Origin of the sequence: Citrobacter sp. R-1.5.2 (assembly GCF_035064245.1) — a bacterium.
Lineage (GTDB): Bacteria > Pseudomonadota > Gammaproteobacteria > Enterobacterales > Enterobacteriaceae > Citrobacter.
In genome coordinates, this window is the sequence record NZ_JASEYC010000017.1 from 45,429 (window position 1) to 67,556 (window position 22,128).

At 52.8% G+C, this 22,128-nt stretch carries 21 protein-coding genes and 1 riboswitch; of the genes, 11 read left to right on the plus strand and 10 right to left on the minus strand.

Features of this window, described 5'->3' with window-relative positions; translation table 11 throughout:
* Window positions 1-24: 24 nt before the first annotated feature.
* The 3 genes from tolC (at window position 25) to QMN38_RS22315 (ending at window position 3,498) form a co-directional block, all read left to right on the plus strand.
* Window positions 25-1,506: an outer membrane channel protein TolC gene (gene tolC / locus QMN38_RS22305; protein WP_323606048.1), complete on the plus strand. Its 1,482-nt coding sequence runs from the start codon at window positions 25-27 to the stop codon at window positions 1,504-1,506.
* A gap of 148 nt (window positions 1,507-1,654) precedes the next feature.
* The gene (locus QMN38_RS22310) at window positions 1,655-2,332 is read left to right on the plus strand and encodes a DUF1190 family protein (RefSeq protein WP_323606050.1); all 678 of its coding nucleotides are present in this window, start codon (window positions 1,655-1,657) and stop codon (window positions 2,330-2,332) included.
* Between the two features lie 5 nt (window positions 2,333-2,337).
* The gene (locus QMN38_RS22315) at window positions 2,338-3,498 is read left to right on the plus strand and encodes a glutathionylspermidine synthase family protein (RefSeq protein WP_271449653.1); all 1,161 of its coding nucleotides are present in this window, start codon (window positions 2,338-2,340) and stop codon (window positions 3,496-3,498) included.
* Between the two features lie 63 nt (window positions 3,499-3,561).
* Here the strand turns inward: QMN38_RS22315 and ygiD are convergent, their stop codons facing one another.
* Entirely contained in the window at window positions 3,562-4,350 is a 789-nt protein-coding gene (gene ygiD / locus QMN38_RS22320; RefSeq protein ID WP_137382555.1) for a 4,5-DOPA-extradiol-dioxygenase, read from the minus strand.
* 147 nt (window positions 4,351-4,497) lie between these two features.
* Here ygiD and zupT point away from each other — a divergent pair, with 147 nt between their 5' ends.
* The gene (gene zupT / locus QMN38_RS22325) at window positions 4,498-5,271 is read left to right on the plus strand and encodes a zinc transporter ZupT (RefSeq protein ID WP_003024600.1); all 774 of its coding nucleotides are present in this window, start codon (window positions 4,498-4,500) and stop codon (window positions 5,269-5,271) included.
* Window positions 5,272-5,333: 62 nt separating this feature from the next.
* Here the strand turns inward: zupT and QMN38_RS22330 are convergent, their stop codons facing one another.
* On the minus strand, window positions 5,334-5,510 hold the full coding sequence (locus tag QMN38_RS22330) for a hypothetical protein (RefSeq protein WP_271442242.1): 177 nt from the start codon (window positions 5,508-5,510) through the stop codon (window positions 5,334-5,336).
* A 497-nt stretch (window positions 5,511-6,007) separates the two neighbouring features.
* Window positions 6,008-6,661 (minus strand): 3,4-dihydroxy-2-butanone-4-phosphate synthase, encoded by a 654-nt coding sequence (gene ribB, locus QMN38_RS22335; protein ID WP_137382554.1) that lies wholly within the window; start codon window positions 6,659-6,661, stop codon window positions 6,008-6,010.
* Between the two features lie 106 nt (window positions 6,662-6,767).
* Window positions 6,768-6,917: riboswitch (FMN riboswitch) on the minus strand.
* Between the two features lie 132 nt (window positions 6,918-7,049).
* Between ribB and ubiK the strand changes: the two genes are divergently transcribed.
* Entirely contained in the window at window positions 7,050-7,346 is a 297-nt protein-coding gene (gene ubiK / locus QMN38_RS22340) for a ubiquinone biosynthesis accessory factor UbiK (protein WP_202037734.1), read from the plus strand.
* A gap of 33 nt (window positions 7,347-7,379) precedes the next feature.
* Here ubiK and glgS read toward each other — a convergent pair whose 3' ends face one another.
* From glgS to QMN38_RS22360, 4 genes are all read right to left on the minus strand, one after another.
* Complete coding sequence (glgS, locus tag QMN38_RS22345) at window positions 7,380-7,586, minus strand: cell surface composition regulator GlgS (RefSeq protein ID WP_137382553.1); 207 nt, start codon at window positions 7,584-7,586, stop codon at window positions 7,380-7,382.
* A gap of 273 nt (window positions 7,587-7,859) precedes the next feature.
* Window positions 7,860-9,293, minus strand: a complete 1,434-nt coding sequence (gene hldE / locus QMN38_RS22350) for a bifunctional D-glycero-beta-D-manno-heptose-7-phosphate kinase/D-glycero-beta-D-manno-heptose 1-phosphate adenylyltransferase HldE (protein WP_137382550.1) — start codon at window positions 9,291-9,293, stop codon at window positions 7,860-7,862.
* 59 nt (window positions 9,294-9,352) lie between these two features.
* Window positions 9,353-12,193, minus strand: coding sequence for a bifunctional [glutamate--ammonia ligase]-adenylyl-L-tyrosine phosphorylase/[glutamate--ammonia-ligase] adenylyltransferase (gene glnE / locus QMN38_RS22355; RefSeq protein WP_271454304.1), 2,841 nt, complete (start codon window positions 12,191-12,193; stop codon window positions 9,353-9,355).
* A gap of 126 nt (window positions 12,194-12,319) precedes the next feature.
* The gene (locus tag QMN38_RS22360) at window positions 12,320-13,621 is read right to left on the minus strand and encodes a CYTH domain-containing protein (protein WP_323606053.1); all 1,302 of its coding nucleotides are present in this window, start codon (window positions 13,619-13,621) and stop codon (window positions 12,320-12,322) included.
* Window positions 13,622-13,862: 241 nt separating this feature from the next.
* Between QMN38_RS22360 and QMN38_RS22365 the strand changes: the two genes are divergently transcribed.
* Together QMN38_RS22365 and QMN38_RS22370 are read left to right on the plus strand one after the other, a co-directional pair.
* A complete protein-coding gene (locus QMN38_RS22365; RefSeq protein WP_048213254.1) occupies window positions 13,863-14,483 on the plus strand; it encodes a TIGR04211 family SH3 domain-containing protein in 621 nt (206 codons plus the stop codon).
* Window positions 14,484-14,545: 62 nt separating this feature from the next.
* Window positions 14,546-15,781 (plus strand): multifunctional CCA addition/repair protein, encoded by a 1,236-nt coding sequence (locus QMN38_RS22370; protein ID WP_271441561.1) that lies wholly within the window; start codon window positions 14,546-14,548, stop codon window positions 15,779-15,781.
* 54 nt (window positions 15,782-15,835) lie between these two features.
* Here the strand turns inward: QMN38_RS22370 and bacA are convergent, their stop codons facing one another.
* On the minus strand, window positions 15,836-16,654 hold the full coding sequence (gene bacA, locus QMN38_RS22375; protein WP_271441560.1) for an undecaprenyl-diphosphate phosphatase: 819 nt from the start codon (window positions 16,652-16,654) through the stop codon (window positions 15,836-15,838).
* 90 nt (window positions 16,655-16,744) lie between these two features.
* The gene (gene folB, locus QMN38_RS22380) at window positions 16,745-17,113 is read right to left on the minus strand and encodes a bifunctional dihydroneopterin aldolase/7,8-dihydroneopterin epimerase (RefSeq protein ID WP_137382544.1); all 369 of its coding nucleotides are present in this window, start codon (window positions 17,111-17,113) and stop codon (window positions 16,745-16,747) included.
* Window positions 17,114-17,219: 106 nt separating this feature from the next.
* Between folB and plsY the strand changes: the two genes are divergently transcribed.
* Window positions 17,220-17,837, plus strand: a complete 618-nt coding sequence (gene plsY / locus QMN38_RS22385) for a glycerol-3-phosphate 1-O-acyltransferase PlsY (RefSeq protein ID WP_202037729.1) — start codon at window positions 17,220-17,222, stop codon at window positions 17,835-17,837.
* Between the two features lie 31 nt (window positions 17,838-17,868).
* Here the strand turns inward: plsY and ttdR are convergent, their stop codons facing one another.
* Window positions 17,869-18,810, minus strand: a complete 942-nt coding sequence (ttdR, locus tag QMN38_RS22390; protein WP_323606057.1) for an L-tartrate utilization transcriptional activator TtdR — start codon at window positions 18,808-18,810, stop codon at window positions 17,869-17,871.
* A gap of 210 nt (window positions 18,811-19,020) precedes the next feature.
* On the opposite strand from ttdR, the gene ttdA reads away from it, so the two are divergent.
* The 3 genes from ttdA to QMN38_RS22405 are packed head-to-tail and all read left to right on the plus strand — an operon-like array spanning window position 19,021 to window position 22,047.
* Window positions 19,021-19,932 carry a L(+)-tartrate dehydratase subunit alpha gene (gene ttdA / locus QMN38_RS22395; protein ID WP_271441567.1) on the plus strand — a complete coding sequence of 304 codons (912 nt, stop codon included), beginning with the start codon at window positions 19,021-19,023 and terminating at the stop codon, window positions 19,930-19,932.
* Window positions 19,929-20,534: a L(+)-tartrate dehydratase subunit beta gene (ttdB, locus tag QMN38_RS22400; RefSeq protein ID WP_323606058.1), complete on the plus strand. Its 606-nt coding sequence runs from the start codon at window positions 19,929-19,931 to the stop codon at window positions 20,532-20,534. The genes ttdA and ttdB overlap by 4 nt, the downstream gene beginning before the upstream one ends.
* Before the next feature lie 49 nt (window positions 20,535-20,583).
* Complete coding sequence (locus QMN38_RS22405; RefSeq protein ID WP_271441558.1) at window positions 20,584-22,047, plus strand: anion permease; 1,464 nt, start codon at window positions 20,584-20,586, stop codon at window positions 22,045-22,047.
* The last annotated feature ends 81 nt before the right edge of the window (window positions 22,048-22,128 follow it).

A 22,128-nucleotide genomic window follows, 5' to 3' on the forward strand; every position in this document is an offset into this window, starting at 1 on the left:
CTAAATACTGCTTCACAACAAGGAATGCAAATGAAGAAATTGCTCCCCATCCTTATCGGCCTGAGCCTGTCGGGGTTCAGTACTCTGAGCCAGGCAGAAAACCTGATGCAGGTTTATCAGCAAGCACGCCTGAGCAACCCGGGATTGCGTAAATCCGCCGCCGATCGCGATGCTGCATTCGAAAAAATTAACGAAGCGCGTAGTCCTTTACTGCCGCAACTGGGCTTAGGTGCCGATTACACCTACAGCAATGGTTTTCGTGATGCCAATGGCGTCAACTCCAACGCGACCAGTGCTTCGTTAAGCCTGACTCAGACTCTGTTCGATATGTCAAAATGGCGTGCCCTGACGCTGCAAGAAAAATCAGCAGGCATCCAGGATGTGACTTATCAGACCGATCAGCAAACGCTGATCCTGAATACCGCCACGGCCTATTTTAACGTATTGAACGCGATTGACGTGCTCTCTTATACCCAGGCACAAAAAGACGCCGTTTATCGTCAGTTAGATCAGACGACCCAGCGTTTTAACGTTGGCCTGGTTGCCATTACTGACGTACAGAACGCCCGTTCACAGTACGATACCGTGTTGGCGAACGAAGTTACCGCGCGTAACAACCTGGACAACGCCGTTGAACAACTGCGTCAGGTCACCGGCAATTACTACCCGGAACTGGCCTCGCTCAATGTTGATGGTTTTAAAACCAACAAACCGCAGGCGGTGAATTCACTGCTGAAAGAAGCAGAAAACCGCAACCTGACGTTATTGCAGGCACGTTTAAGTCAGGATCTGGCGCGTGAGCAAATTCGTCTGGCGCAGGATGGTCATCTGCCGACGCTGGGTTTAACCGCCTCTACCGGTGTATCTGATACCTCTTACAGTGGTTCTAAAACTAACACCTCTCAGTATGACGACAGCAACCAGGGCCAGAACAAAATTGGTCTGAACTTCTCGCTGCCGCTGTACCAGGGCGGGATGGTTAACTCGCAGGTTAAACAAGCGCAGTACAACTTTGTTGGTGCCAGCGAGCAACTGGAAAGCGCGCACCGCAGCGTAGTGCAGACCGTTCGTTCGTCATTCAACAACATTAATGCGTCTATCAGTAGCATTAATGCGTACAAACAAGCCGTTGTCTCTGCGCAAAGCTCCCTGGACGCGATGGAAGCGGGTTATTCTGTCGGTACACGTACCATCGTGGACGTGTTGGATGCCACCACCACGCTGTACAACGCTAAGCAGCAGTTGGCAAATGCGCGTTATACTTATCTTATCAACCAGTTAAACATCAAGTCTGCGCTCGGTACGCTTAACGAGCAGGATCTGGTGGCGCTGAACAATACGCTGGGCAAACCTATTTCCACCGCACCTGACGCCGTTGCGCCGGAAAACACCCAGCAAGACGCCGCGGCAGACGGATATACCGCGAACAGTGCGGCACCGGCGGTCAAACCGGCAGCAGCACGTACAACCAGCAGCAGTAACGGCAACAACCCGTTCCGTAATTGATGTTGATGACGGGGCTTCGGCCCCGTCTGAACGTAAGACAACGTAAAGATCCGCCCCTTCTCCCGCATTCTCGCCTCTTCCCGCTTCAATTTCGACCAGCCATCCTCTATTCTGAGCAGTATTTACCACTGGGTCCTGGAAGACATAAATGAAACGGACAAAATCTATACATCACGCGTCGTTCCGCAAAAGCTGGAGCGCACGCCATCTGACTCCTGTCGCACTGGCTGTGACCGCTGTTTTTATGCTGGCAGGCTGTGAAAAAACTGACGAAACAGTTTCGCTTTACCAGAATGCGGACGACTGCTCCGCGGCGAATCCGGGTAAAAGCGCTGAATGTACTACCGCATTCAACAACGCACTGAAAGAAGCTGAACGCACGGCGCCAAAATACGCCACGCGCGAAGACTGTATTGCCGAGTTCGGTGAAGGTCAGTGCCAGCAGGCACCTGCCCAGGCAGGAATGGCACCTACGGGCGAAGGCCAGGCTCAAGCGCAGAATCAAAGCAGTGGCAGCTTCTGGATGCCGCTGATGGCGGGTTACATGATGGGTCGGATGATGGGCGGCGGCATGGGCGCGCAACAACCGCTGTTCAGCTCGAAAAATCCGGCAAGCCCGGCATATGGCAAATACACTGATGCCGGCGGTAAAAACTATGGTGCCGCCACACCGGGCCGCACCATGACCGTTCCGAAAACCGCGATGGCACCAAAACCTGCCACAACGTCTACCGTTACGCGCGGTGGATTTGGTGAGTCGGTGGCAAAACAGAGCACCATGCAACGTAGCGCCAGCGGCACCACGACACGTTCGATGGGTGGCTGATCCCTATGGAAAGAGTCAGTATTGTTGAGCGCCCGGACTGGCGCGACAAAGCTACCGAATACGGTTTCAACTTTCACACCATGTACGGCGAGCCGTACTGGTGTGAAGATGCCTACTACAAGCTCACGCTGGCCCAGGTTGAAAAACTGGAAGAGGTCACCGCAGAGCTGCATCAGATGTGCCTCAAAGTGGTGGAAAGAGTCATCAACAGCGATGAGCTGATGACCAAGTTTCGCATTCCAAAACATACCTGGGGCTTTGTTCGCCAGTCCTGGCAGACACAGCAGCCGTCGCTTTACTCCCGTCTCGATCTGGCGTGGGATGGCACGGGTGAACCCAAGCTGCTGGAAAACAACGCAGATACGCCAACCTCATTGTATGAAGCTGCTTTTTTCCAGTGGATCTGGCTGGAAGATCAGCTTAATGCGGGCAACCTGCCGGAAGGCAGCGATCAGTTCAACAGCCTGCAGGAAAAACTGATCGAACGTTTCACTGAGCTGCGCGAGCAGTACGGTTTTCAGTTGCTGCACCTGACCTGCTGTCGCGATACGGTCGAAGATCGTGGAACGATCCAGTATTTGCAGGATTGCGCGGCTGAGGCTGAAATTGCCACTGAATTTCTCTATGTCGAAGATATCGGGCTCGGTGAAAAAGGTCAGTTCACGGACATGCAGGACCAGGTGATCGCCAACCTGTTCAAGCTGTATCCGTGGGAGTTTATGCTGCGTGAAATGTTCTCCACCAAGCTGGAAGACGCTGGCGTTCGCTGGCTGGAACCGGCATGGAAGAGCATTATCTCCAACAAAGCACTGCTGCCGCTGCTGTGGGAAATGTTCCCGGATCACCCGAATCTGCTACCGGCATATTTCGCCGAAGACGACTATCCGCAGATGGATAAATTTGTCGTGAAACCGATCTTCTCGCGTGAAGGGGCTAACGTTTCCATCATTGAAAACGGTAAAACGATCGAAGCCGTGGAAGGGCCATACGGTGAAGAAGGTATGATCGTACAGCAGTTCCATCAGCTACCAAAATTTGGCGACAGCTATATGCTGATCGGCAGCTGGCTGATTAACGATCAACCTGCCGGGATCGGCATTCGTGAAGACAGAGCGTTGATCACCCAGGATCTCTCACGCTTCTATCCGCATATTTTTGTCGAATAAATCTGTTGTGCCCGGTGGCGCTCACGCTGACCGGGCCTACGTTCGATACCATCCGGTAAAATACTACCCCACCTGCACCGACAACATACTCAGGCTACCCATCTCAATGCCATCGACCGGGATTGTTACAGGTTCTTTACCATCCCATGCGCCTAAAACATACAGCAGCGGCAGGAAGTGATCCGGTGTTGGGTTCGACAACGATCCGCCTTCATGCTCGAGATAATTCACCAGCGGATGCTGTTCAACCGGTCCCTGCCAGGTCAGGTTGGCTTTCACATAATCATTGAATGAGGTCGCCCACGGGTATGGTGTATTCTCACCGTGCCAGCGTGCTGTACGCAGGTTATGCACCACGTTGCCGCTGGCCACCAGCATAATGCCTTCATCGCGCAATGCTGCCAGCTTACGGCCTATTTCAAAATGCCAGGCCGCAGGTTTAGTGCTATCGACACTCAACTGCACCATCGGGATATCCGCGTTCGGGTACATCTTGATCAGCACGCCCCATGAGCCGTGGTCAAATCCCCACGCCTCTTTATCCAACGTGACTGGCACTGGAGAAAGCAGATCCACCAGATGCTGAGCCAGTTCAGGAGACCCAGGGGCCGGATAATGCGTGTCATACAGTGCTTGCGGGAAACCACCAAAATCGTGGATCGTTTTTGGTGCTTCCATCGCCGTCACACCTGTCCCACGAGTGAACCAATGTGCCGAGACCACAACAATCGCTTTCGGGCGTGGCAACGTTTCCCCCAGTTGCTGCCAGGCGCGGGTATAAACGTTATCTTCCAGAACATTCATTGGGCTGCCGTGTCCCAAAAACAATGCTGGCATACGAGTTGAAGACATGATGATATCCTTACTGAGGGAGTCATTTTGATATCACCACAATACGCTTTTTCGGTTGATGAAGAACTCAGATAACCATGATGAAGATCATCAGTTATTTTGACGATCCGCCCCGAACAGCAGATTGATAAGGAGTTTTATTTGTCGATGTCAGTACCTTTACTTCTGACCTTACTGGCAGGCGCCGCCACATTTATCGGTGCATTTCTTGGCGTGCTGGGACAAAAACCCTCTAACCGCGTTCTCGCGTTTTCTCTGGGTTTTGCCGCAGGTATCATGCTGCTGATTTCCCTGATGGAAATGTTGCCAGCCGCACTGGCAGCAGAGGGAATGTCGCCGGTGCTGGGTTACGGGATGTTTATCGTTGGTTTGTTGGGCTACTTTGGCCTGGATCGTTTGCTGCCGCACGCTCACCCTCAGGATTTAGTCCAAAAAACCACACAGCCGTTACCCGGTTCCATTAAGCGTACTGCGATTTTATTAACGCTGGGTATCAGCCTGCACAACTTTCCGGAAGGGATCGCGACTTTTGTTACTGCCAGCAGCAACCTGGAGTTGGGTTTTGGTATCGCACTGGCCGTTGCATTACATAATATACCTGAAGGTTTAGCCGTTGCCGGGCCCGTTTATGCTGCCACAGGTTCCAAACGTACCGCTATATTCTGGGCAGGGATCTCAGGAATGGCGGAAATATTAGGTGGGGTACTGGCATGGTTAATTCTGGGCAGTTTGATTTCGCCCGTGGTAATGGCGGCAATTATGGCCGCGGTCGCCGGAATTATGGTCGCATTATCCGTTGATGAGCTGATGCCGCTGGCAAAAGAGATCGACCCCAATAATAATCCCAGCTATGGGGTACTGTGTGGAATGTCGGTAATGGGCCTCAGCCTGGTTATCCTACAATCTATGGGCATCGGGTGAAGCCGATGGCGGATGCTGCTCTGTGACTCAGAACATCCGCCTCATTCATGGTGGCAGGGCTGCTATTCGTGGTCCTTGACGGTGGTACCACCTTCGCCCGTATGGCGAAACAGTTTGTTGCGCGCCTCAAGTAATGCATCTCTGTCTTGCCGGAACGCTCTGCAATAACGTTTCATATGGCAATAATAACCGATAGCAACGAGTGCAATTAATACAATCCAATACCAGGCAATAAACATTCTTTTACCCTTAAAATTTAACATCATTAAACATTTAACGTTAAAATTTTACATAACTATATTCTGACCTACCTCTATAGTGGCATAACATGAAAACAAATATATGATTTCGATCATATAACGTAACGGATAACGCTAATCGAAAAACCTGCATTAAAAAGGAAACAATATCATCACATTTACACGACTAAATAAAAACTCATTATCCAGAACAACGTCCCTCATTGTCATTCACATAATAATAAAAATGTTACCCACTGATAATTAATAATTTTCTCGCAGAGTAGGATATTTAAACATTTACGGGCTATACCATTTAATTATGACAGCGCATCAGCATAAGAAAAATATATTAATAACTATTATTTAGTGTTGATACGTAGTACCAGAGCATCCTATCTAACTAAAGCTAAATTCTCCGGCCATAACAACAAAAAACCGAAGCCAGAAAACTGACTTCGGTTTTTTTCTACCACAACAAGCGTGGGAATACGCTATTAGCTGGCTTTGCGCTCGTGCGCCTGACGGTAAGCCACTAAATCTTCGATAGTGACTACAGCCATATTGTGCTTGCCGGCAAATGCAATGCACTCCGGCGCGCGCGCCATGGTGCCATCATCATTAGTCAATTCGCACAGCACACCAGCCGGTTTAAAACCCGCCAGCGTCACCAGATCGATGGTGGCTTCGGTGTGGCCACCGCGAGTTAACACGCCACCAGCCTGAGCACGCAGCGGGAAAACGTGGCCCGGGCGGTTCAGATCGGAAGGTTTAGCGCCATCTTTAATCGCCGCGCGAACGGTCGTGACACGGTCTGCTGCGGAAACACCGGTAGTCACACCTTCTGCCGCTTCAATGGTCACGGTAAAACCCGTACCGTAAGCGCTGGTGTTATTTTCCACCATCATCGGCAGATCGAGCTGTTTGCGTCGGTCTTCAGTGATGCACAGGCAAACAATACCGCTACCGTGACGGATGGTTAGCGCCATCTGTTCAACAGTCATGGTTTCTGCCGGGAAAATCATATCACCTTCGTTTTCACGGTCTTCATCGTCAAGCACCATCACACCGCGTCCTTCACGCAGCGCAGCAAGCGCATGTTCAACACGTTCGAAAGGCGTACCAAAAGAGGAAAGTAGCGTCTGATTCATGGTAAAAAAACCTCACTAAAATTATGGTTACCAGAATCAGGGCAGTCTTAGGAGTGCCGTCAAAGCGGCAAAAAAATAACGTGAGCGGGTCCATGCCCGACTGGATCGTTACTCTCTCCCATCCGGACTCTAACCGTCGGCCCCGGAATTACACCGGATCTGCTGACCTTTTTGCCGTAACAAAAAGCGCTCGCGGGCTTTCAACATTCGTTGATTTACCGCCGGTGGGGAATTTCGCCCCGCCCTGAGAATAAGCGGGTTAACTATAACGCTATTGATTACCTTCATCAACGCCTTTACTCGACTTAGCTTCACACAATTCTGGTTTATGCCTGGGGCAGTTCGCACTACAATAGGCAGCAACACGTACCAGTTCAGGGAAACCATAATGATTGACCCGAAAAAAATTGAGCAGATTGCTCGTCAGGTTCACGAGTCGATGCCGAAAGGGATCCGGGAGTTTGGCGAAGACGTTGAGAAGAAAATTCGCCAAACGCTGCAGTCGCAGCTGACACGTCTGGATCTGGTAAGCCGCGAAGAGTTTGACGTACAAACCCAGGTTTTACTGCGTACCCGTGAAAAACTGGCGTTGCTTGAGCAACGCCTGACGGAGCTTGAAGCGCGTGAGAAAACGGCTGAAGTTAAGCCTGCGCCCGCAATCCCGCCAGTCGATCCACAAGTATAAAAACGACAACGGGCCGTAAGGCCCGTTAGTATGTCAGTGTTCCAGTTCTAATTTTTTCGCCTCTGTTGCCTGCTGGCAGTAAAGTGCATAGCGTTTGCAAAACCAGCTGCGATGTTCCTCATCCATATTTCCAGTGACAGCCTGGATATCAACGGGTCGGCCCTCAGCCTGCATTCTGGCAAAACTCCGGGCCAGGAAATCGAAATTGTTCAGTGAATACATATTGCTGTTCATGAGCATACCCTCCAGTTATTGAATATCTGTTAAGGCCATATGCTTTTTCTGATTTCAGTATTTCCCTATACGCGAAGCTGTTCTGTACATTATGTGCGCAAAATGAGGGCTCTGCTTCACACTTTTCTACGAAATCTGTGAGAGAGTCAAATGAGGTCTATCAGAGGAGGAATACATCTCCTCCTCTCATCTTTCTTCCGGTACTTCGGGTCGAGCAAACAGCATCGTCAAGCAAGGAAAGCGCGCTAAACGGAAGGTTTGACGCGTTTCCGGTATTTGTTATTTATCGCTGTCTTTCTGGATCTTTTTGATGATATTGGTCGTTGAACAACCATCTTCGAAGTTGAGTACCAATACTTCTCCGCCGTTGGCCCACACCTCTTTGCTGCCGGCAATCTCGTCCGGCTTGTAATCGCCACCTTTGACCAGCAGATCCGGCAGAACACCGGCAATCAGACGCTGCGGCGTATCCTCTTCAAAAGAGACGACCCAGTCGACAGACTCCAGCGCCCCCAGCACGATCATACGCTGTTCAAGCGGATTGACCGGGCGAGTTTCGCCTTTCAGACGTTTGGTGGACGCATCGCTGTTAACCGCGACGATCAGACGGTCACCCAGCTTGCGCGCATTTGCCAGATAGGAGACATGCCCCGCATGCAGGATGTCAAAGACACCGTTGGTCATCACCACTTTCTCACCACGTTTGCGGGCGCTGGCGACAGCCTGCTTCAGCTCATCTTCACTCATCACGCCAAAGCCGGTATCAGCGCGACCGCGCACGGCATTTTCCAGCTCGATCGGTGAAACCGTAGAGGTCCCCAGCTTACCGACAACAACACCTGCTGCCGCGTTAGCAAAATAGCACGCCTCTTCCAGCGAATTACCCGCGGCAAGCGTCGCTGCCAGTACGCCGATAACCGTATCGCCCGCACCGGTCACGTCATACACTTCCTGCGCCTGGGTCGGCATGTGCAATGGCGCTTTGCCCGGTTGCAGCAGCGTCATTCCCTGTTCGGAGCGCGTGATTAACAGTGCAGAAAGACCGAAATCCGCAATCACCTTCATGCCGCGTTCAACCAGTTCATCTTCGCTCTTGCACTTACCCGCAACCGCTTCAAATTCGGACAGATTCGGCGTCAACAGTGTCGCGCCGCGGTAACGTTCAAAATCGGTCCCTTTCGGATCGATAAGTACCGGAACCCCTGCTTTACGTGCCAGTGCAATCATTTGCTGAACGCTTGCCAGCGCACCTTTGGCGTAGTCCGACAGCACCAGCGCGCCGATAGATCCCAGCGCCTGATTGATACGCTCATGCAGTGGCTGCGGATCCACACCTTCAAAGCCTTCTTCGAAATCCAGGCGAATCAGCTGCTGGTTGCGGGAAAGCACGCGCAGCTTGGTTATCGTCGGATGCGTCGGCACGGAAACGAAGTCACATTTTACGTTTACGTCCGCCAGCGTTTTACTGAGTGCACGCGCCGCATCGTCAATGCCGGTCAGGCCCACCAGACGCGAATTCGCTCCCAGAGAGGCAATGTTCATCGCCACGTTTGCTGCGCCACCGGGACGTTCTTCAATGGTATCCACTTTTACCACCGGGACCGGCGCTTCTGGGGAGATACGGCTGGTAGGGCCGTACCAGTAGCGATCCAGCATCACATCACCGACAACCATGACTCCTGCACGTTCAAACTCTGGCAGCGTTACTTTCATTCCTGTCTCCTGAGAGATTCTCTGAGGGTCTTAAAATTTGCGCGCGATAATAGCACACTTCACTCGGCAACCAGCCACTTCTGCCAGCTGTCACGCACCAGCGTACGTTCAGCACTGAAGCTCTCCGGCGCGACATGGCCCGGAAGTTCCTGCAGGGCAAGATGGTGAAGTTCATCGCGCAGCGTCGTGTAAGCGCGGGTAAGCGCCAGCGCTTCCTGTTCGTCCATAATGTCGTTTTGTGCCAGTAATTCCAGAATGCGCACGTTATCCGACCAGCGCGTCAGCTTGGGTTTTTCGTGGGCATAGCGCAGCACCAGATATTGCGTAATAAACTCAATGTCGGTGATACCGCCTTCATCTGCTTTAATATCAAAACGATCGCGATGTTTATTGCCCAGATGGGCACGCATTTTCTCACGCATTTCGCGCACGTCTGTCTGTAATGTTTTTCCATCACGGGCGAGGGTCATGATATCGCGCCGCACCACATCAAACTGAGAGGTTAGTTGCGGGTCGCCGTACACCACACGAGCCCGCACCAGCGCCTGATGCTCCCACGTCCAGGCTTCGTTACGTTGGTAGTCAGCAAAAGCATCTGTTGAGGTCACCAGCATTCCCGCCGCACCGGACGGACGCAGCCGTGCATCCACTTCATACAAAATGCCAGATGAGGTGCGGGTACTGAAAAGATGCATAATGCGCTGCGACAGGCGCAGATAGAACTGCCGCCCGTCAATCTCACGTTCGCCGTCAGTCATCACATCCATCGGGCAATCATGCAGGAAGATCAAGTCGAGATCGGAGCTATAGCCCAGCTCCCAACCGCCCAGTTTGCCGTAGCCAACAACGGCAAAACCGCGGCCTTCACGATCGCCAAGATGCGTTGGCTGCCCGTAGCGGGCGACCATTTGCGTCCACGCCTGCTGAACTACGGCATCAATAATGGCTTCCGCCAGCCAGGTCAGGTGATCGCTTACCTTCATGACTGGCAGCGTCCCGGCGATATCAGCCGCCGCAATACGCAGCAACTGCGTTTGCTTAAACTGACGCAGGGCTTCCAGCTGCTGCTCTTCGTCATCTTCCGGTACGCGTAGCAAATACTGGCGCAACTCATCACGATAGGCGTCAGTCGCCGTGGGTTGGTACAACGTGTTGGGGTCCAGCAGTTCATCGAGCAACAGCGGATAGCGTGCCAGTTGGCTGGCCACCATGGGTGAGGCAGCGCACAGCGAAATCAGGTGTTTAAGCGCCCCTGGGAATTCGCTCAGCAGTTCCAGATAAGTCGTGCGGGTGACAATGCCCACCAGCAGCGGAGTAATACGCGACAACGGCACGGAGGCATCATCGCGGGAACAGACATCGCTCAGCAGATGCGGCATCAAATGATCCAGCACCTGACGCCCCCGCGGGCCTATCGTGCGCTTATCCAGCTCTTTACGGAAATCAGCGATCAGTGTCAGCACACGGCGGCGATCATCATCCGCCAGATGCATCAGCACTGGCGTAGTATCATCTTCCTGCAACGCATCCTGCCACAGCTCGCGCCACTGTTCCGACAGCGACTCTTCCTGAGTTTCACTGTCGTCATCACCAATTAACTCATTAAACACCCGGCGCACATTACTCATGTGCGCCGCCAGCACATCAGTCAGTTGCTGCCAGTCATCGACACGCATCCCCCACGCCAGTCTTGCCCGGTTCAGCTCATCGCCCGGCAGCGTTTGGGTCTGTTCGTCATTGATACTCTGCAGCAGATTTTCCAGGCGGCGTAAATAGAGATAGGCCGTCCGTAGTTGTTCCGCATCGGTATCAGACAGCAAATGCAGCGCATTGATGGCGCTTAGTGTGGGTAAAAGCGAACGGGATTGCAGAGAAGGCTCACGCCCGCCGCGGATCAGCTGGAATACCTGAACGATAAATTCAATTTCACGAATACCGCCCGCGCCGAGCTTAATGTTGTCCTTCAGACCACGACGGCGAACTTCACGGGCAATCATTCCTTTCATATTACGCAGGGACTGGATCACACTGAAATCGATGTAGCGACGGAAGACAAACGGTCGTAGCATGGCGCGAAGCTCGCTGACATAAGTACCGTCGGCATCGCCCATAATACGTGCTTTCACCATTGCATAGCGTTCCCAGTCGCGCCCTTGCTCCTGATAATAATCCTCCAGCGCGGAGAAGCTCAGCACCAACGGACCGCTGTCGCCAAACGGACGTAAGCGCATGTCTACCCGATAAACAAACCCGTCCATGGTTGGCTGATCCAACACCTTGATGAGTCGCTGCCCCATACGGGTAAAGAACTGCGCGTTATCCAGTTCACGCCGTCCACCCTGCGTAGAACCATGTTCCGGCCAGGCGAAAATCAGATCGATATCGGAAGAAAAATTCAGCTCGCCGCCACCGAGTTTTCCCATCCCTAAAATCAGCAGCGGTTGTGGGGTGCCATCCTGATTACAGGGCGTTCCCCACTCACGGCAACAGGCGTCATACAGCCAATCACGTGCGGCAATGATCAGCGTCTCCGCCAGGTGACTTAGCTGTTGCAAAATACTCTCTTCAGCCACCAGCGACAGCGTCTGCGCCCAGGCAATGCGCACCATGATGCGACGGCGGAACAGGCGAAGTTCACGCATCAACGTCGCTTCATCACTGACGTCGTTCAACGCTTGCTGTAACCAGGTGACATAGTGTTGCCATTCATCAGCCTGTGGCGCGGCGCTTTCCAGCTCCACCAGCCACTCAGGATGGGCAATCACACTGTCGCGAACAAAATCACTGAATGTAAGCACTGACTTCGCCTGCACACTAAGTGAGGACTCAGATATTGCTGCTGGCAGCCGCTCAACAACGGTCGGCCAGTACTGCTGTAACGGTGAAGAGAGCTGCTTCATCTACGGGTTATCCTTTGAATGGTGCCGGATGGCGGCGTTTCGCTTTATCCGGCCTACATGACACTTACACCCATCGCGTAGGCCTGATAAGCGCAGCGCCATCAGGCATCCCGGCCTCGATCCTGGTTATCGTTTACCGCTGTGTAGCCAGAACGGTTCCTGAGAGATCGCTTCGTTGCGGAAGTGTTCAATTTCAATATGTTGGCGGGTTTCGATGGCATGACGCAGCCCCTGCCAGTTGGCAATCCATTCTGATGCGACATTCTCATCGTAGTAACCCGCCAGCATCAGAATGCTATCAATATTTCGCGTCAGACGAGGGAGTTGATCGGTGTACTGATCGCCCAGCGGTTGCGCAAAAGCCGTTTTCAGTTCAGCGGCATGACGTGAAAGATGGGTGTCAGAAAAACGCTTAAAGGAGTCGGTAATTTTAGCCTGCGCTTTTGCATCAAGGAACGTTTGCCACCCTTTGGTTACCAGCCATTCGGTAAGTGCCAGTTTAGCCATTGCCGTTTGCGTACTATAAACCGCCGAAACGGCAGAAACGTCCGACGCAATGATCGCTTCCGACTGGGTCAGCAAATCACGTAAGTGAGCGCTCGCTTTACGTGGAACATGACCACCAAAGAGCATCAGGACGTGGCGAACCAACCCTATTGCAGCCAACACGCCGTCTTTCGCGCCTTTGACGCCGCGCACCCACAACTCTTCGTGATACTGCCATTGCGACAATGCCTGTTCCAGCGCCGCTTCCAGCCCTTGTTCAATGTTCGCTTTCGCAGGGACTTGCAGAATACCCGTCGGTTTGATTTCACGCGGCGCGTTCCCCTGCGCCAGATGATAACCACGAGCCGCCTTGCTCAGACTGCCCTGGCGTAAACCGGTTTGCGACACCAGCTGACTTGCCAGCTTCAGTACCGCACGGGTATCGCCGCTCAACAACTCAAGTTCAAGCTCGCAGAGGGGTTCTGCAAACTCGCCGGCCTTCACTTCCCCCAGATCGAGAGCGATTTCAATCCGGCTGCCGTCGACATCAACCAACCATTTCTCGCGGTAAAAGTCGGTGCTGAACAACGGTTGCACCTGAGAGGCAAGATCGGCAGGGAGTTCACCATTGGGCCAAACCTCAGCAGGAAACTGGGTGAGATCCAGTTCCGGCGCGCTCAAGGCGACATTATATTCTGGTCGCTGATGCAGACCGCCCGTTACCCGTCCGGCAATTTTCATGGTCATTTCATAACGACCATTCTCCCCGCGAATACGCAGCCCCATATCATGGCCTCGCAACCAGGCATCCGGGGTCTCGTAGTAAATATTCAGCAACTGGCTGGGGGCGTGATGCTCTCCCCCCAATGTATTCAGACGTTCACGTAGCGCATCTACAGCATCACTATTGACGATAAACTTTAATTCGATTTCCTGGGCCATGGTCTTGTACTTATGGGTTATGTCACAGTTGAGAAAACAGACTGCGAACTAAGTGCATTCTTTATTGTCAGTAGATAGTATTTTGCGCCAAATTGCCATGCAACGTGCAATTTGACGGGCGTAAAAGTTTCGAGTGGTGGCAAAAAGGACACAGATGATTCCGATTGATGTCGAATGCTTTGCGTAGAGACACTGATGCCACTACTATCGTTCCACTTTCTATGACAATAACGACAGCCTGATGCCAAAATTACGCCTGATTGGATTAACTTTACTCGCACTTAGCGCCACTGCAGTCTCTCATGCCGAAGAGAAGCGCTATGTCTCTGATGAACTGAACACCTGGGTCCGCAGCGGTCCGGGAGATAATTATCGCCTCGTGGGCACGGTTAACGCCGGCGAGGAAGTCACGCTTTTACAGACTGACGCCAACACCAACTACGCCCAGGTGAAAGACAGCACTGGACGTACCGCGTGGATCCCACTTAAAGAGCTGAACAGTACGCCAAGCCTGCGTACCCGCGTACCCGATCTTGAAAACCAGGTTAAGACACTGACCGATAAGCTCAATAATATCGATACCACCTGGAATCAACGCACCGCCGATATGCAGCAAAAAGTATCGCAAAGCGACAGCGTGATCGACGGGTTGAAGGAAGAAAACCAGAAGCTGAAGAACGAGCTTATTGTGGCGCAAAAGAAAGTCAGCGCCGCTAACCTTCAGCTTGATGACAAGCAACGTACTATCATCATGCAATGGTTCATGTATGGTGGCGGCGTGCTCGGACTCGGCCTGCTTCTCGGTCTGGTTCTGCCACACATGATCCCGAGCCGGAAGCGCAAAGATCGCTGGATGAACTGAATCGCCTTCTCCCTCACACTGACATATGATTAAGGAATACTGTTTTTCAAAAGGAACGTGGTGTGAAGATTTATCTGGTCGGTGGTGCTGTTCGGGATGCGTTATTAGGGCTACCGATTAAAGATAAAGATTGGGTCGTTGTCGGCGCCACGCCGCAGGAGATGCTTGACGCGGGCTATCAGCAGGTAGGTCGCGATTTCCCCGTGTTTCTCCACCCACGCACCCGGGAAGAGTATGCGCTGGCACGCACCGAACGAAAATCGGGCTCAGGTTACACCGGGTTCACCTGTTATGCCGCGCCGGACGTTTCGCTGGAAGCCGATCTTCAGCGCCGCGACCTGACGATCAACGCGTTAGCCCGTGACGACGACGGAGAGATTATCGATCCGTATAACGGCCGTGGCGATCTGGAAAATCGTTTGTTGCGCCATGTATCCCCTGCTTTTAGTGAAGATCCGCTGCGCGTCCTGCGCGTGGCGCGTTTTGCTGCCCGCTATGCACACCTTGGCTTTCGTGTTGCTGATGAAACCATGATGCTGATGCGCAACATGGCCGCCGCTGGAGAGCTGGAACACCTGACGCCAGAACGTGTGTGGAAAGAGACAGAAAGCGCCTTAACCACCCGTAATCCGCAGGTATTTTTCCAGGTCCTGCGCGATTGCGATGCCCTGCGCGTGCTGTTCCCGGAAGTAGATGCCCTGTTTGGCGTTCCAGCCCCCGCACAATGGCATCCAGAAATCGACACCGGCATTCACACGCTAATGACGCTGTCGATGGCGGCCATGTTAAGCCCGGAGGTCGACGTGCGTTTCGCCACGCTGTGTCACGATCTCGGTAAAGGATTGACACCCAAAGCACTCTGGCCGCGCCACCATGGTCACGGTCCGGCAGGCGTTAAGTTGGTAGAACAACTGTGCCAACGCATGCGCGTGCCCAATGACATCCGCGACTTAGCCAAACTGGTAGCCGAATTTCACGATCTGATTCATACCTTCCCGATCCTGCAGCCCAAAACCATCGTGAAGCTGTTTGATTCCATTGACGCCTGGCGTAAACCACAACGTGTGGAACAAATCGCCCTGACCAGCGAGGCCGACGTTCGTGGTCGAACTGGTTTTGAAGCAACAGATTATCCGCAGGGCAGATTGCTGCGCGAGGCCTGGCAGGTTGCACAAGCGGTACCCACAAAAGAGGTTGTCGAGGCAGGTTTTAAAGGTCCGGCAATTCGCGAGGAACTGACCCGACGTCGCATTGCAGCAGTGGCCAGTTGGAAGGAACAGCGTTGCCCGAAAGCGTAGGAAATGCATTGCCGGATAAGGCGGAACGCCGCCATCCGGCACCACGGAAAGTCATCAGAAGAACACCACGTAAACGGCGGCGGCGACCACAAAACGATAAATCGCAAAGGGAATAAACGAGATCCGTTTAATCAGTTGCAGGAAGGTTTTGATCGCCACCAACGCCACAACAAATGCCGTCACGAAGCCGACAGCAAACATCGGAATATCTGATGCGGTCAGGAACGACCAACTTTTGTAGAGATCCAGCGCCGTCGCGCCCATCATCATCGGTACCGCCAGCAGGAATGAAAATTCAGATGCTGCATAACGGCTCACCCCCATCAGCATACCGCCAGAGATAGTCGCTCCGGAACGGGAAAAGCCGGGCCACAACGCCAAACACTGGAAACAGCCAATCATAAACGCCTGGCGGTAAGTCATATCATCCAGACCCGGCGCACGCGGTTCTTTTGGTTTGAGACACTCTGCGACAATCAGCAGCACGCCCCCCACCACCAGCGCATACATCACGTTGATCGGGTTAAACAGTGACTTGATGGTGTCGTGGAAGACCAGACCCAGAACCACAGCAGGAACCATCCCCAACAGGATATGTCCGAGGGTCAGTCGCCCCTTACCAGAGCCTTCATGCGGAGTCTTACCAAAGTGAATGCCAATTAAACCAAACAGACGTCGCCAGAACATCACCACTACAGCCAGAATGGAACCCAGTTGGATCACGACTTCAAACGTTTTTGCGGTATCGCCCTCAAAACCTAACAGGTGGCCGACAATTATCATATGGCCGGTACTGGAAACGGGTAGGAACTCCGTCAGCCCTTCGACCACACCCAAAATTGCCGCTACCAGCAGCGAGTGCATATCACTCATCAATAAACCCCTAACGAAAGAGAAAAAGCACGGCAAAAAAGAGCCGACGTCAGGACTCTTTTATACCTGTTTGGTTTAGATATTATTAAGTTAATTATTTTCTTTCAGATTATTGCTACGTTCGATGATAACCCCGACGTTTGCCGCACGGGCCACCGCACCAGGTTTGCTCAGCTTGATGCGCACCCATGGAGAATTAAAGCGGCTGAGCAGGAGATCCGCCACCTCTTCCGCCACACGTTCTACCAGCGCAAAACGCCCACCTTCCACATGATTAACAACTGTTTGAGCAATATCAGCATAGCTCAGGCAATCAGCGACATCATCACTTTTGGCAGATTTACGGTTATCCCATGCCATTTCGATATCGAACACCAGTTTTTGTTCGATAGTTTGTTCCCAGTCATAAACACCGATAGTGGTGATTACTGAAAGTTGCTCTATAAATACAATATCCATCACGACCTGCCCGCTTTTTGGCTAACCCGGATACCACTTCCGGCGAAATATGCGTATTATCCACAGAAGTAGCGTTTTACACGACATTTTCAAAACGGAACAGCTTATGAGTGCAATCGCGCCTGGAATGATCATCTTCGCGTACCTCTGCGGCTCAATTTCCAGTGCCATTCTGGTATGCCGCCTCGCTGGATTGCCGGACCCGCGTACAAGCGGCTCTGGGAATCCGGGCGCGACAAACGTGCTGCGAATTGGAGGCAAAGGAGCCGCCGTCGCCGTGCTGATTTTCGACGTCCTGAAAGGTATGTTACCCGTCTGGGGGGCATACGCGCTAGGCGTCAGCCCCTTCTGGTTAGGATTGATCGCCATCGCGGCCTGCCTGGGGCATATTTGGCCGATATTTTTCGGTTTTAAAGGTGGAAAAGGCGTAGCCACCGCCTTTGGCGCGATTGCGCCGATTGGTTGGGATCTTACTGGCGTAATGGCTGGTACCTGGCTGCTAACCGTCCTGCTGAGCGGCTATTCATCATTAGGCGCTATCGTCAGCGCACTGATTGCGCCGTTCTACGTCTGGTGGTTCAACCCTCAGTTCACCTTTCCGGTCTCCATGCTGTCATGCTTAATTCTGCTGCGTCACCATGACAATATCCAGCGTCTGTGGCGTCGTCAGGAGACAAAAATCTGGACCAAGCTAAAGAAAAAGCGCGAAAAAGACCCTGAGTGATTTTCTTGCCGGATGGCGACGCGAACGCGTCTTATCCGGCTTGTGGAATCTGATACCCCTCAACAAGCCTACCCAATCTTTGCTGACACCACGTTGCCAGAAACTCCACGCACACACGCAACTTCACGCTGCGATACAGCGGCTCCTTATAAACCGCCCAAATGTTGGCACTCTGCGCGTAGCCTGGCAGTACGCGAACCAGCTCGCCGCTGCGCAGGAACGGCTGCACATCCCATTCGGAGCGTAACATAATCCCCTTTCCCTGCAGCGCCCACTGCAGCACGATCTCACCGCTGTTGGACGAAAGGTGCCCTGCCACCTTAACCGTTTTTTTCTCCTGACCGTTGTCGAGCTCCCATACCCCGTGGGTCATATCGCGCTCTTTCGTTACCAGGCAATCGTGATGACTTAATTCCTGTAACGTCATCGGCTGGCCATATTTTTGTAAATATATCGGCGCGGCACACAATATTCTTTTATTTTTCGTTAACAAATGCGCAATATAATAATCAGGAATATCATCATTAATCCGAATATCCAGATCGATATTATCCTGAGCTAAATCAATTTGCCGATCGTAAAGCTCAAAATGCACCTGTAATTCAGGATAGCTGTGCATCAATTCGGTAATAGCAGGAGCAATATAACTACGCCCAAATCCAAAGCTACAGCCGATACGAATCATCCCTTCCGGACGCGTTTTGATTTGTGTGACGTCATCCACCAGATGCTGATAACGGGCAAGGATCTCCAGCGCATGTTCATAACAGCGTTGCCCGCTTTCCGTGAGTGCCACGCCGCGCGCAGAGCGGCTAAGCAGTGTCGTGTTCAGCGTAGATTCGAGGATCTGAATGCGTTTTGTCACAAACGCAGGCGTTTGTCCAAGCGTCGCGGCTGCTGCGCTAAAGCTGCCACTATGAACAATCTCAACCAGCACCTGCAGGTCTTTCGCCAGGGGATAAGTGTTCAGCATGTTCAGTATATCCGTGATGTTGTTAACCGCAGTGTAATTCTCTGATGCGAATTAAACCCTGCCTTTGCGCAATTTTTATTGCCTTATCGGGACATCATTCACGAACTGTTAATTGGATATTCACAGTGGCAAATAATATAAAACCACATTTTTAGTGGTAGTTTGTGCCGGAGAATTTATTTCCAGATAAATAAAAGAACTGGAGTTAGCATAATGAGCAAGCAAAATAACCAAAATGCGATAAACACGCTGACTAACATTGTCGCGAACTTTACCGCCATGATTTCTACCCGCATGCCCGACGACGTCGTAGATAAATTAAAACAGCTACGCGAAGGTGAAACTTCACCAATGGGTAAAATCATTTACCACACCATGTTTGACAACATGCAGAAGGCTATCGACCTGAATCGCCCGGCCTGTCAGGACACCGGCGAAATCATGTTCTTTGTAAAGGTCGGCTCCCGCTTTCCGCTGCTGGGCGAACTGCAAAGCATTTTGAAACAAGCCGTTGAAGACGCGACCGTCAAAGCGCCGCTGCGTCATAACGCGGTCGAGATTTTTGACGAAGTGAATACCGGTAAAAATACCGGTACCGGTGTGCCGTGGGTCACCTGGGATATCATCCCTGACGGCGACGATGCAGAAATCGAAGTCTACATGGCGGGCGGCGGCTGCACGCTACCGGGACGCTCCAAAGTGTTAATGCCTTCTGAAGGCTACGAAGGCGTAGTGAAATTTGTCTTCGAAAATATCTCAACGCTGGCGGTCAACGCCTGCCCGCCGGTTCTGGTCGGTGTCGGTATTGCTACCTCTGTAGAAACCGCGGCCGTGCTGTCACGAAAAGCGGTACTGCGTCCTATCGGGTCACGTCATCCGAACCCGAAAGCGGCCGAACTGGAACTGCGTCTGGAAGAGGGACTTAACCGTCTGGGCATTGGTCCGCAAGGGTTGACCGGTAACAGCTCGGTGATGGGCGTGCATATCGAATCTGCCGCGCGCCATCCCTCCACTATCGGCGTTGCCGTCTCCACTGGCTGCTGGGCGCACCGTCGCGGCACGCTGCTGGTTCATGCTGACCTCTCCTTCGAAAATCTGTCTCACACCCGGAGCGCGTTATGAAAAAGATCCTGACAACCCCGATCAAAGCCGAAGATCTGGCAGACATCCGCGTTGGCGATGTGATTTACCTGACCGGTACGCTGGTGACTTGTCGCGACGTGTGCCACCGCCGCCTGATCGAACTTAAGCGCCCGATACCGTATGACCTGAGCGGCAAAGCCATTTTCCACGCAGGTCCAATCGTACGTAAGAACGGTGAAAAATGGGAGATGGTTTCCGTTGGCCCAACCACCAGCATGCGTATGGAAGCCTTTGAGAAAGAGTTCATTGAGCAAACAGGTGTGAAGCTGGTGGTCGGTAAGGGCGGTATGGGGCCGTTGACGGAAGAAGGCTGCAAGCAGTTCAAAGCGCTGCACGTGATCTTCCCGGCTGGCTGCGCAGTCGTCGCGGCAACCCAGGTTGAAGAGATCGAAGAAGTGCACTGGACGGAGTTAGGCATGCCGGAATCCCTGTGGGTATGCCGGGTAAAAGAGTTCGGCCCGCTGATTGTTTCCATCGACACCCACGGCAATAACCTGATCGCTGAAAACAAAAAGTTGTTCGCTGAACGCCGCGACCCGATCGTGGAAGAAATCTGCGAGCACGTGCACTACATCAAATAACCCTTCCGGAGGGGCGCTGCGCCCCTCCCCCTTTCGCAGGGATACAACAATGGCACCTTTAGCTGGTTGGTGGCGATACCTGGCTCCGCTGGTGGTTATCGCCATTATTGCTGTTCTGCCCGTTCCCACCGGTCTTGAGAGCCACACCTGGCTCTATTTTGCCGTCTTTACCGGTGTGATTGTCGGGCTCATTCTGGAACCTGTACCGGGTGCGGTAGTCGCGATGATAGGTATTTCGATTATCGCGGTACTGTCGCCGTGGATCCTGTTCAGCCCTGAACAACTCGCGCAGGACGGTTTTAAATTTACTGCCAAATCGCTGTCATGGGCAGTATCGGGTTTTTCTAACTCGGTTATCTGGCTGATTTTCGCGGCCTTTATGTTTGGCACCGGCTATGAGAAAACCGGACTGGGTCGACGTATCGCGTTGATGTTAGTGAAAAAGATGGGGCACCGTACGTTGTTTCTCGGCTACGCGGTGATGTTCTCTGAGCTGATCCTTGCTCCTGTCACGCCCTCTAACTCTGCGCGTGGTGCCGGGATTATCTATCCGATCATCCGCAACCTGCCGCCGCTGTATAACTCACAGCCCAATGATCCCAGCGCCCGCTCCATCGGCTCTTACATTATGTGGATGGGGATTGTCGCTGATTGCGTTACCAGCGCTATTTTCTTAACGGCGATGGCACCAAACCTGCTGCTAATCGGTCTGATGAAAGGTGCATCTCACACGGCGCTAAGCTGGGGCGACTGGTTCTTAGGGATGCTGCCGCTGAGCATTTTGCTGGTATTGATCGTGCCCTGGCTGGCGTACGTGTTGTACCCACCGGTGCTGAAATCCGGCGACCAGGTACCGCGCTGGGCAGACACCGAGCTAAAAACAATGGGACCGCTGTGCGCACGTGAGAAAAAGATGCTGGTGCTGATGGTTGGCGCGCTGGTGCTGTGGATCTTCGGCGGTGACTATATCGATGCTGCAATGGTCGGTTACAGCGTGGTGGCACTCATGCTGGTGCTGCGCATCATCAGTTGGGATGACATCGTCAGTAATAAAGCCGCGTGGAACGTCTTTTTCTGGCTGGCCTCGCTGATAACGCTCGCCACCGGGCTCAATAACACCGGTTTTATTACCTGGTTCGGCAAGCTGCTGGCAAACGGGCTAAGCGGTTACTCGCCAATGATGGTGATGGTGGCACTGATCGTGGTGTTTTATCTGCTGCGCTACTTCTTTGCCAGCGCCACGGCATACACCTCGGCACTGGCGCCGATGATGATTGCCGCCGCGCTGGCGATGCCCGCTATCCCATTACCAGTCTTTTGCCTGATGGTGGGGGCGGCGATTGGTCTGGGCAGCATTCTGACCCCCTATGCAACCGGCCCAAGCCCTATCTACTACGGTAGCGGCTATTTACCGACGGTAGATTACTGGCGATTAGGTGCCATTTTCGGCCTGATCTTCCTCGTGCTGCTGGTGATAACCGGTCTGGTCTGGATGCCCCTCGTTTTACTGTAAACCCCATTGGGGCGGCGTATTGTCGCCCCTTTTTTCCATAAGCTTCTCATATGACCCTTTTCCCACTGCGCTGAGGCATAC

Excerpts from the sequence above, each read along its gene's own strand:
- tolC (WP_323606048.1), top strand. The coding sequence starts at position 25 with ATGCAAATGAAGAAATTGCTCCCCATCCTTATCGGCCTGAGCCTGTCG.
- QMN38_RS22310 (WP_323606050.1), top strand. The coding sequence starts at position 1,655 with ATGAAACGGACAAAATCTATACATCACGCGTCGTTCCGCAAAAGCTGG.
- QMN38_RS22315 (WP_271449653.1), top strand. The coding sequence starts at position 2,338 with ATGGAAAGAGTCAGTATTGTTGAGCGCCCGGACTGGCGCGACAAAGCT.
- ygiD (WP_137382555.1), bottom strand. The coding sequence starts at position 4,350 with ATGTCTTCAACTCGTATGCCAGCATTGTTTTTGGGACACGGCAGCCCA.
- zupT (WP_003024600.1), top strand. The coding sequence starts at position 4,498 with ATGTCAGTACCTTTACTTCTGACCTTACTGGCAGGCGCCGCCACATTT.
- QMN38_RS22330 (WP_271442242.1), bottom strand. The coding sequence starts at position 5,510 with ATGTTTATTGCCTGGTATTGGATTGTATTAATTGCACTCGTTGCTATC.
- ribB (WP_137382554.1), bottom strand. The coding sequence starts at position 6,661 with ATGAATCAGACGCTACTTTCCTCTTTTGGTACGCCTTTCGAACGTGTT.
- ubiK (WP_202037734.1), top strand. The coding sequence starts at position 7,050 with ATGATTGACCCGAAAAAAATTGAGCAGATTGCTCGTCAGGTTCACGAG.
- glgS (WP_137382553.1), bottom strand. The coding sequence starts at position 7,586 with ATGCTCATGAACAGCAATATGTATTCACTGAACAATTTCGATTTCCTG.
- hldE (WP_137382550.1), bottom strand. The coding sequence starts at position 9,293 with ATGAAAGTAACGCTGCCAGAGTTTGAACGTGCAGGAGTCATGGTTGTC.
- glnE (WP_271454304.1), bottom strand. The coding sequence starts at position 12,193 with ATGAAGCAGCTCTCTTCACCGTTACAGCAGTACTGGCCGACCGTTGTT.
- QMN38_RS22360 (WP_323606053.1), bottom strand. The coding sequence starts at position 13,621 with ATGGCCCAGGAAATCGAATTAAAGTTTATCGTCAATAGTGATGCTGTA.
- QMN38_RS22365 (WP_048213254.1), top strand. The coding sequence starts at position 13,863 with ATGCCAAAATTACGCCTGATTGGATTAACTTTACTCGCACTTAGCGCC.
- bacA (WP_271441560.1), bottom strand. The coding sequence starts at position 16,654 with ATGAGTGATATGCACTCGCTGCTGGTAGCGGCAATTTTGGGTGTGGTC.
- folB (WP_137382544.1), bottom strand. The coding sequence starts at position 17,113 with ATGGATATTGTATTTATAGAGCAACTTTCAGTAATCACCACTATCGGT.
- plsY (WP_202037729.1), top strand. The coding sequence starts at position 17,220 with ATGAGTGCAATCGCGCCTGGAATGATCATCTTCGCGTACCTCTGCGGC.
- ttdR (WP_323606057.1), bottom strand. The coding sequence starts at position 18,810 with ATGCTGAACACTTATCCCCTGGCGAAAGACCTGCAGGTGCTGGTTGAG.
- ttdB (WP_323606058.1), top strand. The coding sequence starts at position 19,929 with ATGAAAAAGATCCTGACAACCCCGATCAAAGCCGAAGATCTGGCAGAC.
- QMN38_RS22405 (WP_271441558.1), top strand. The coding sequence starts at position 20,584 with ATGGCACCTTTAGCTGGTTGGTGGCGATACCTGGCTCCGCTGGTGGTT.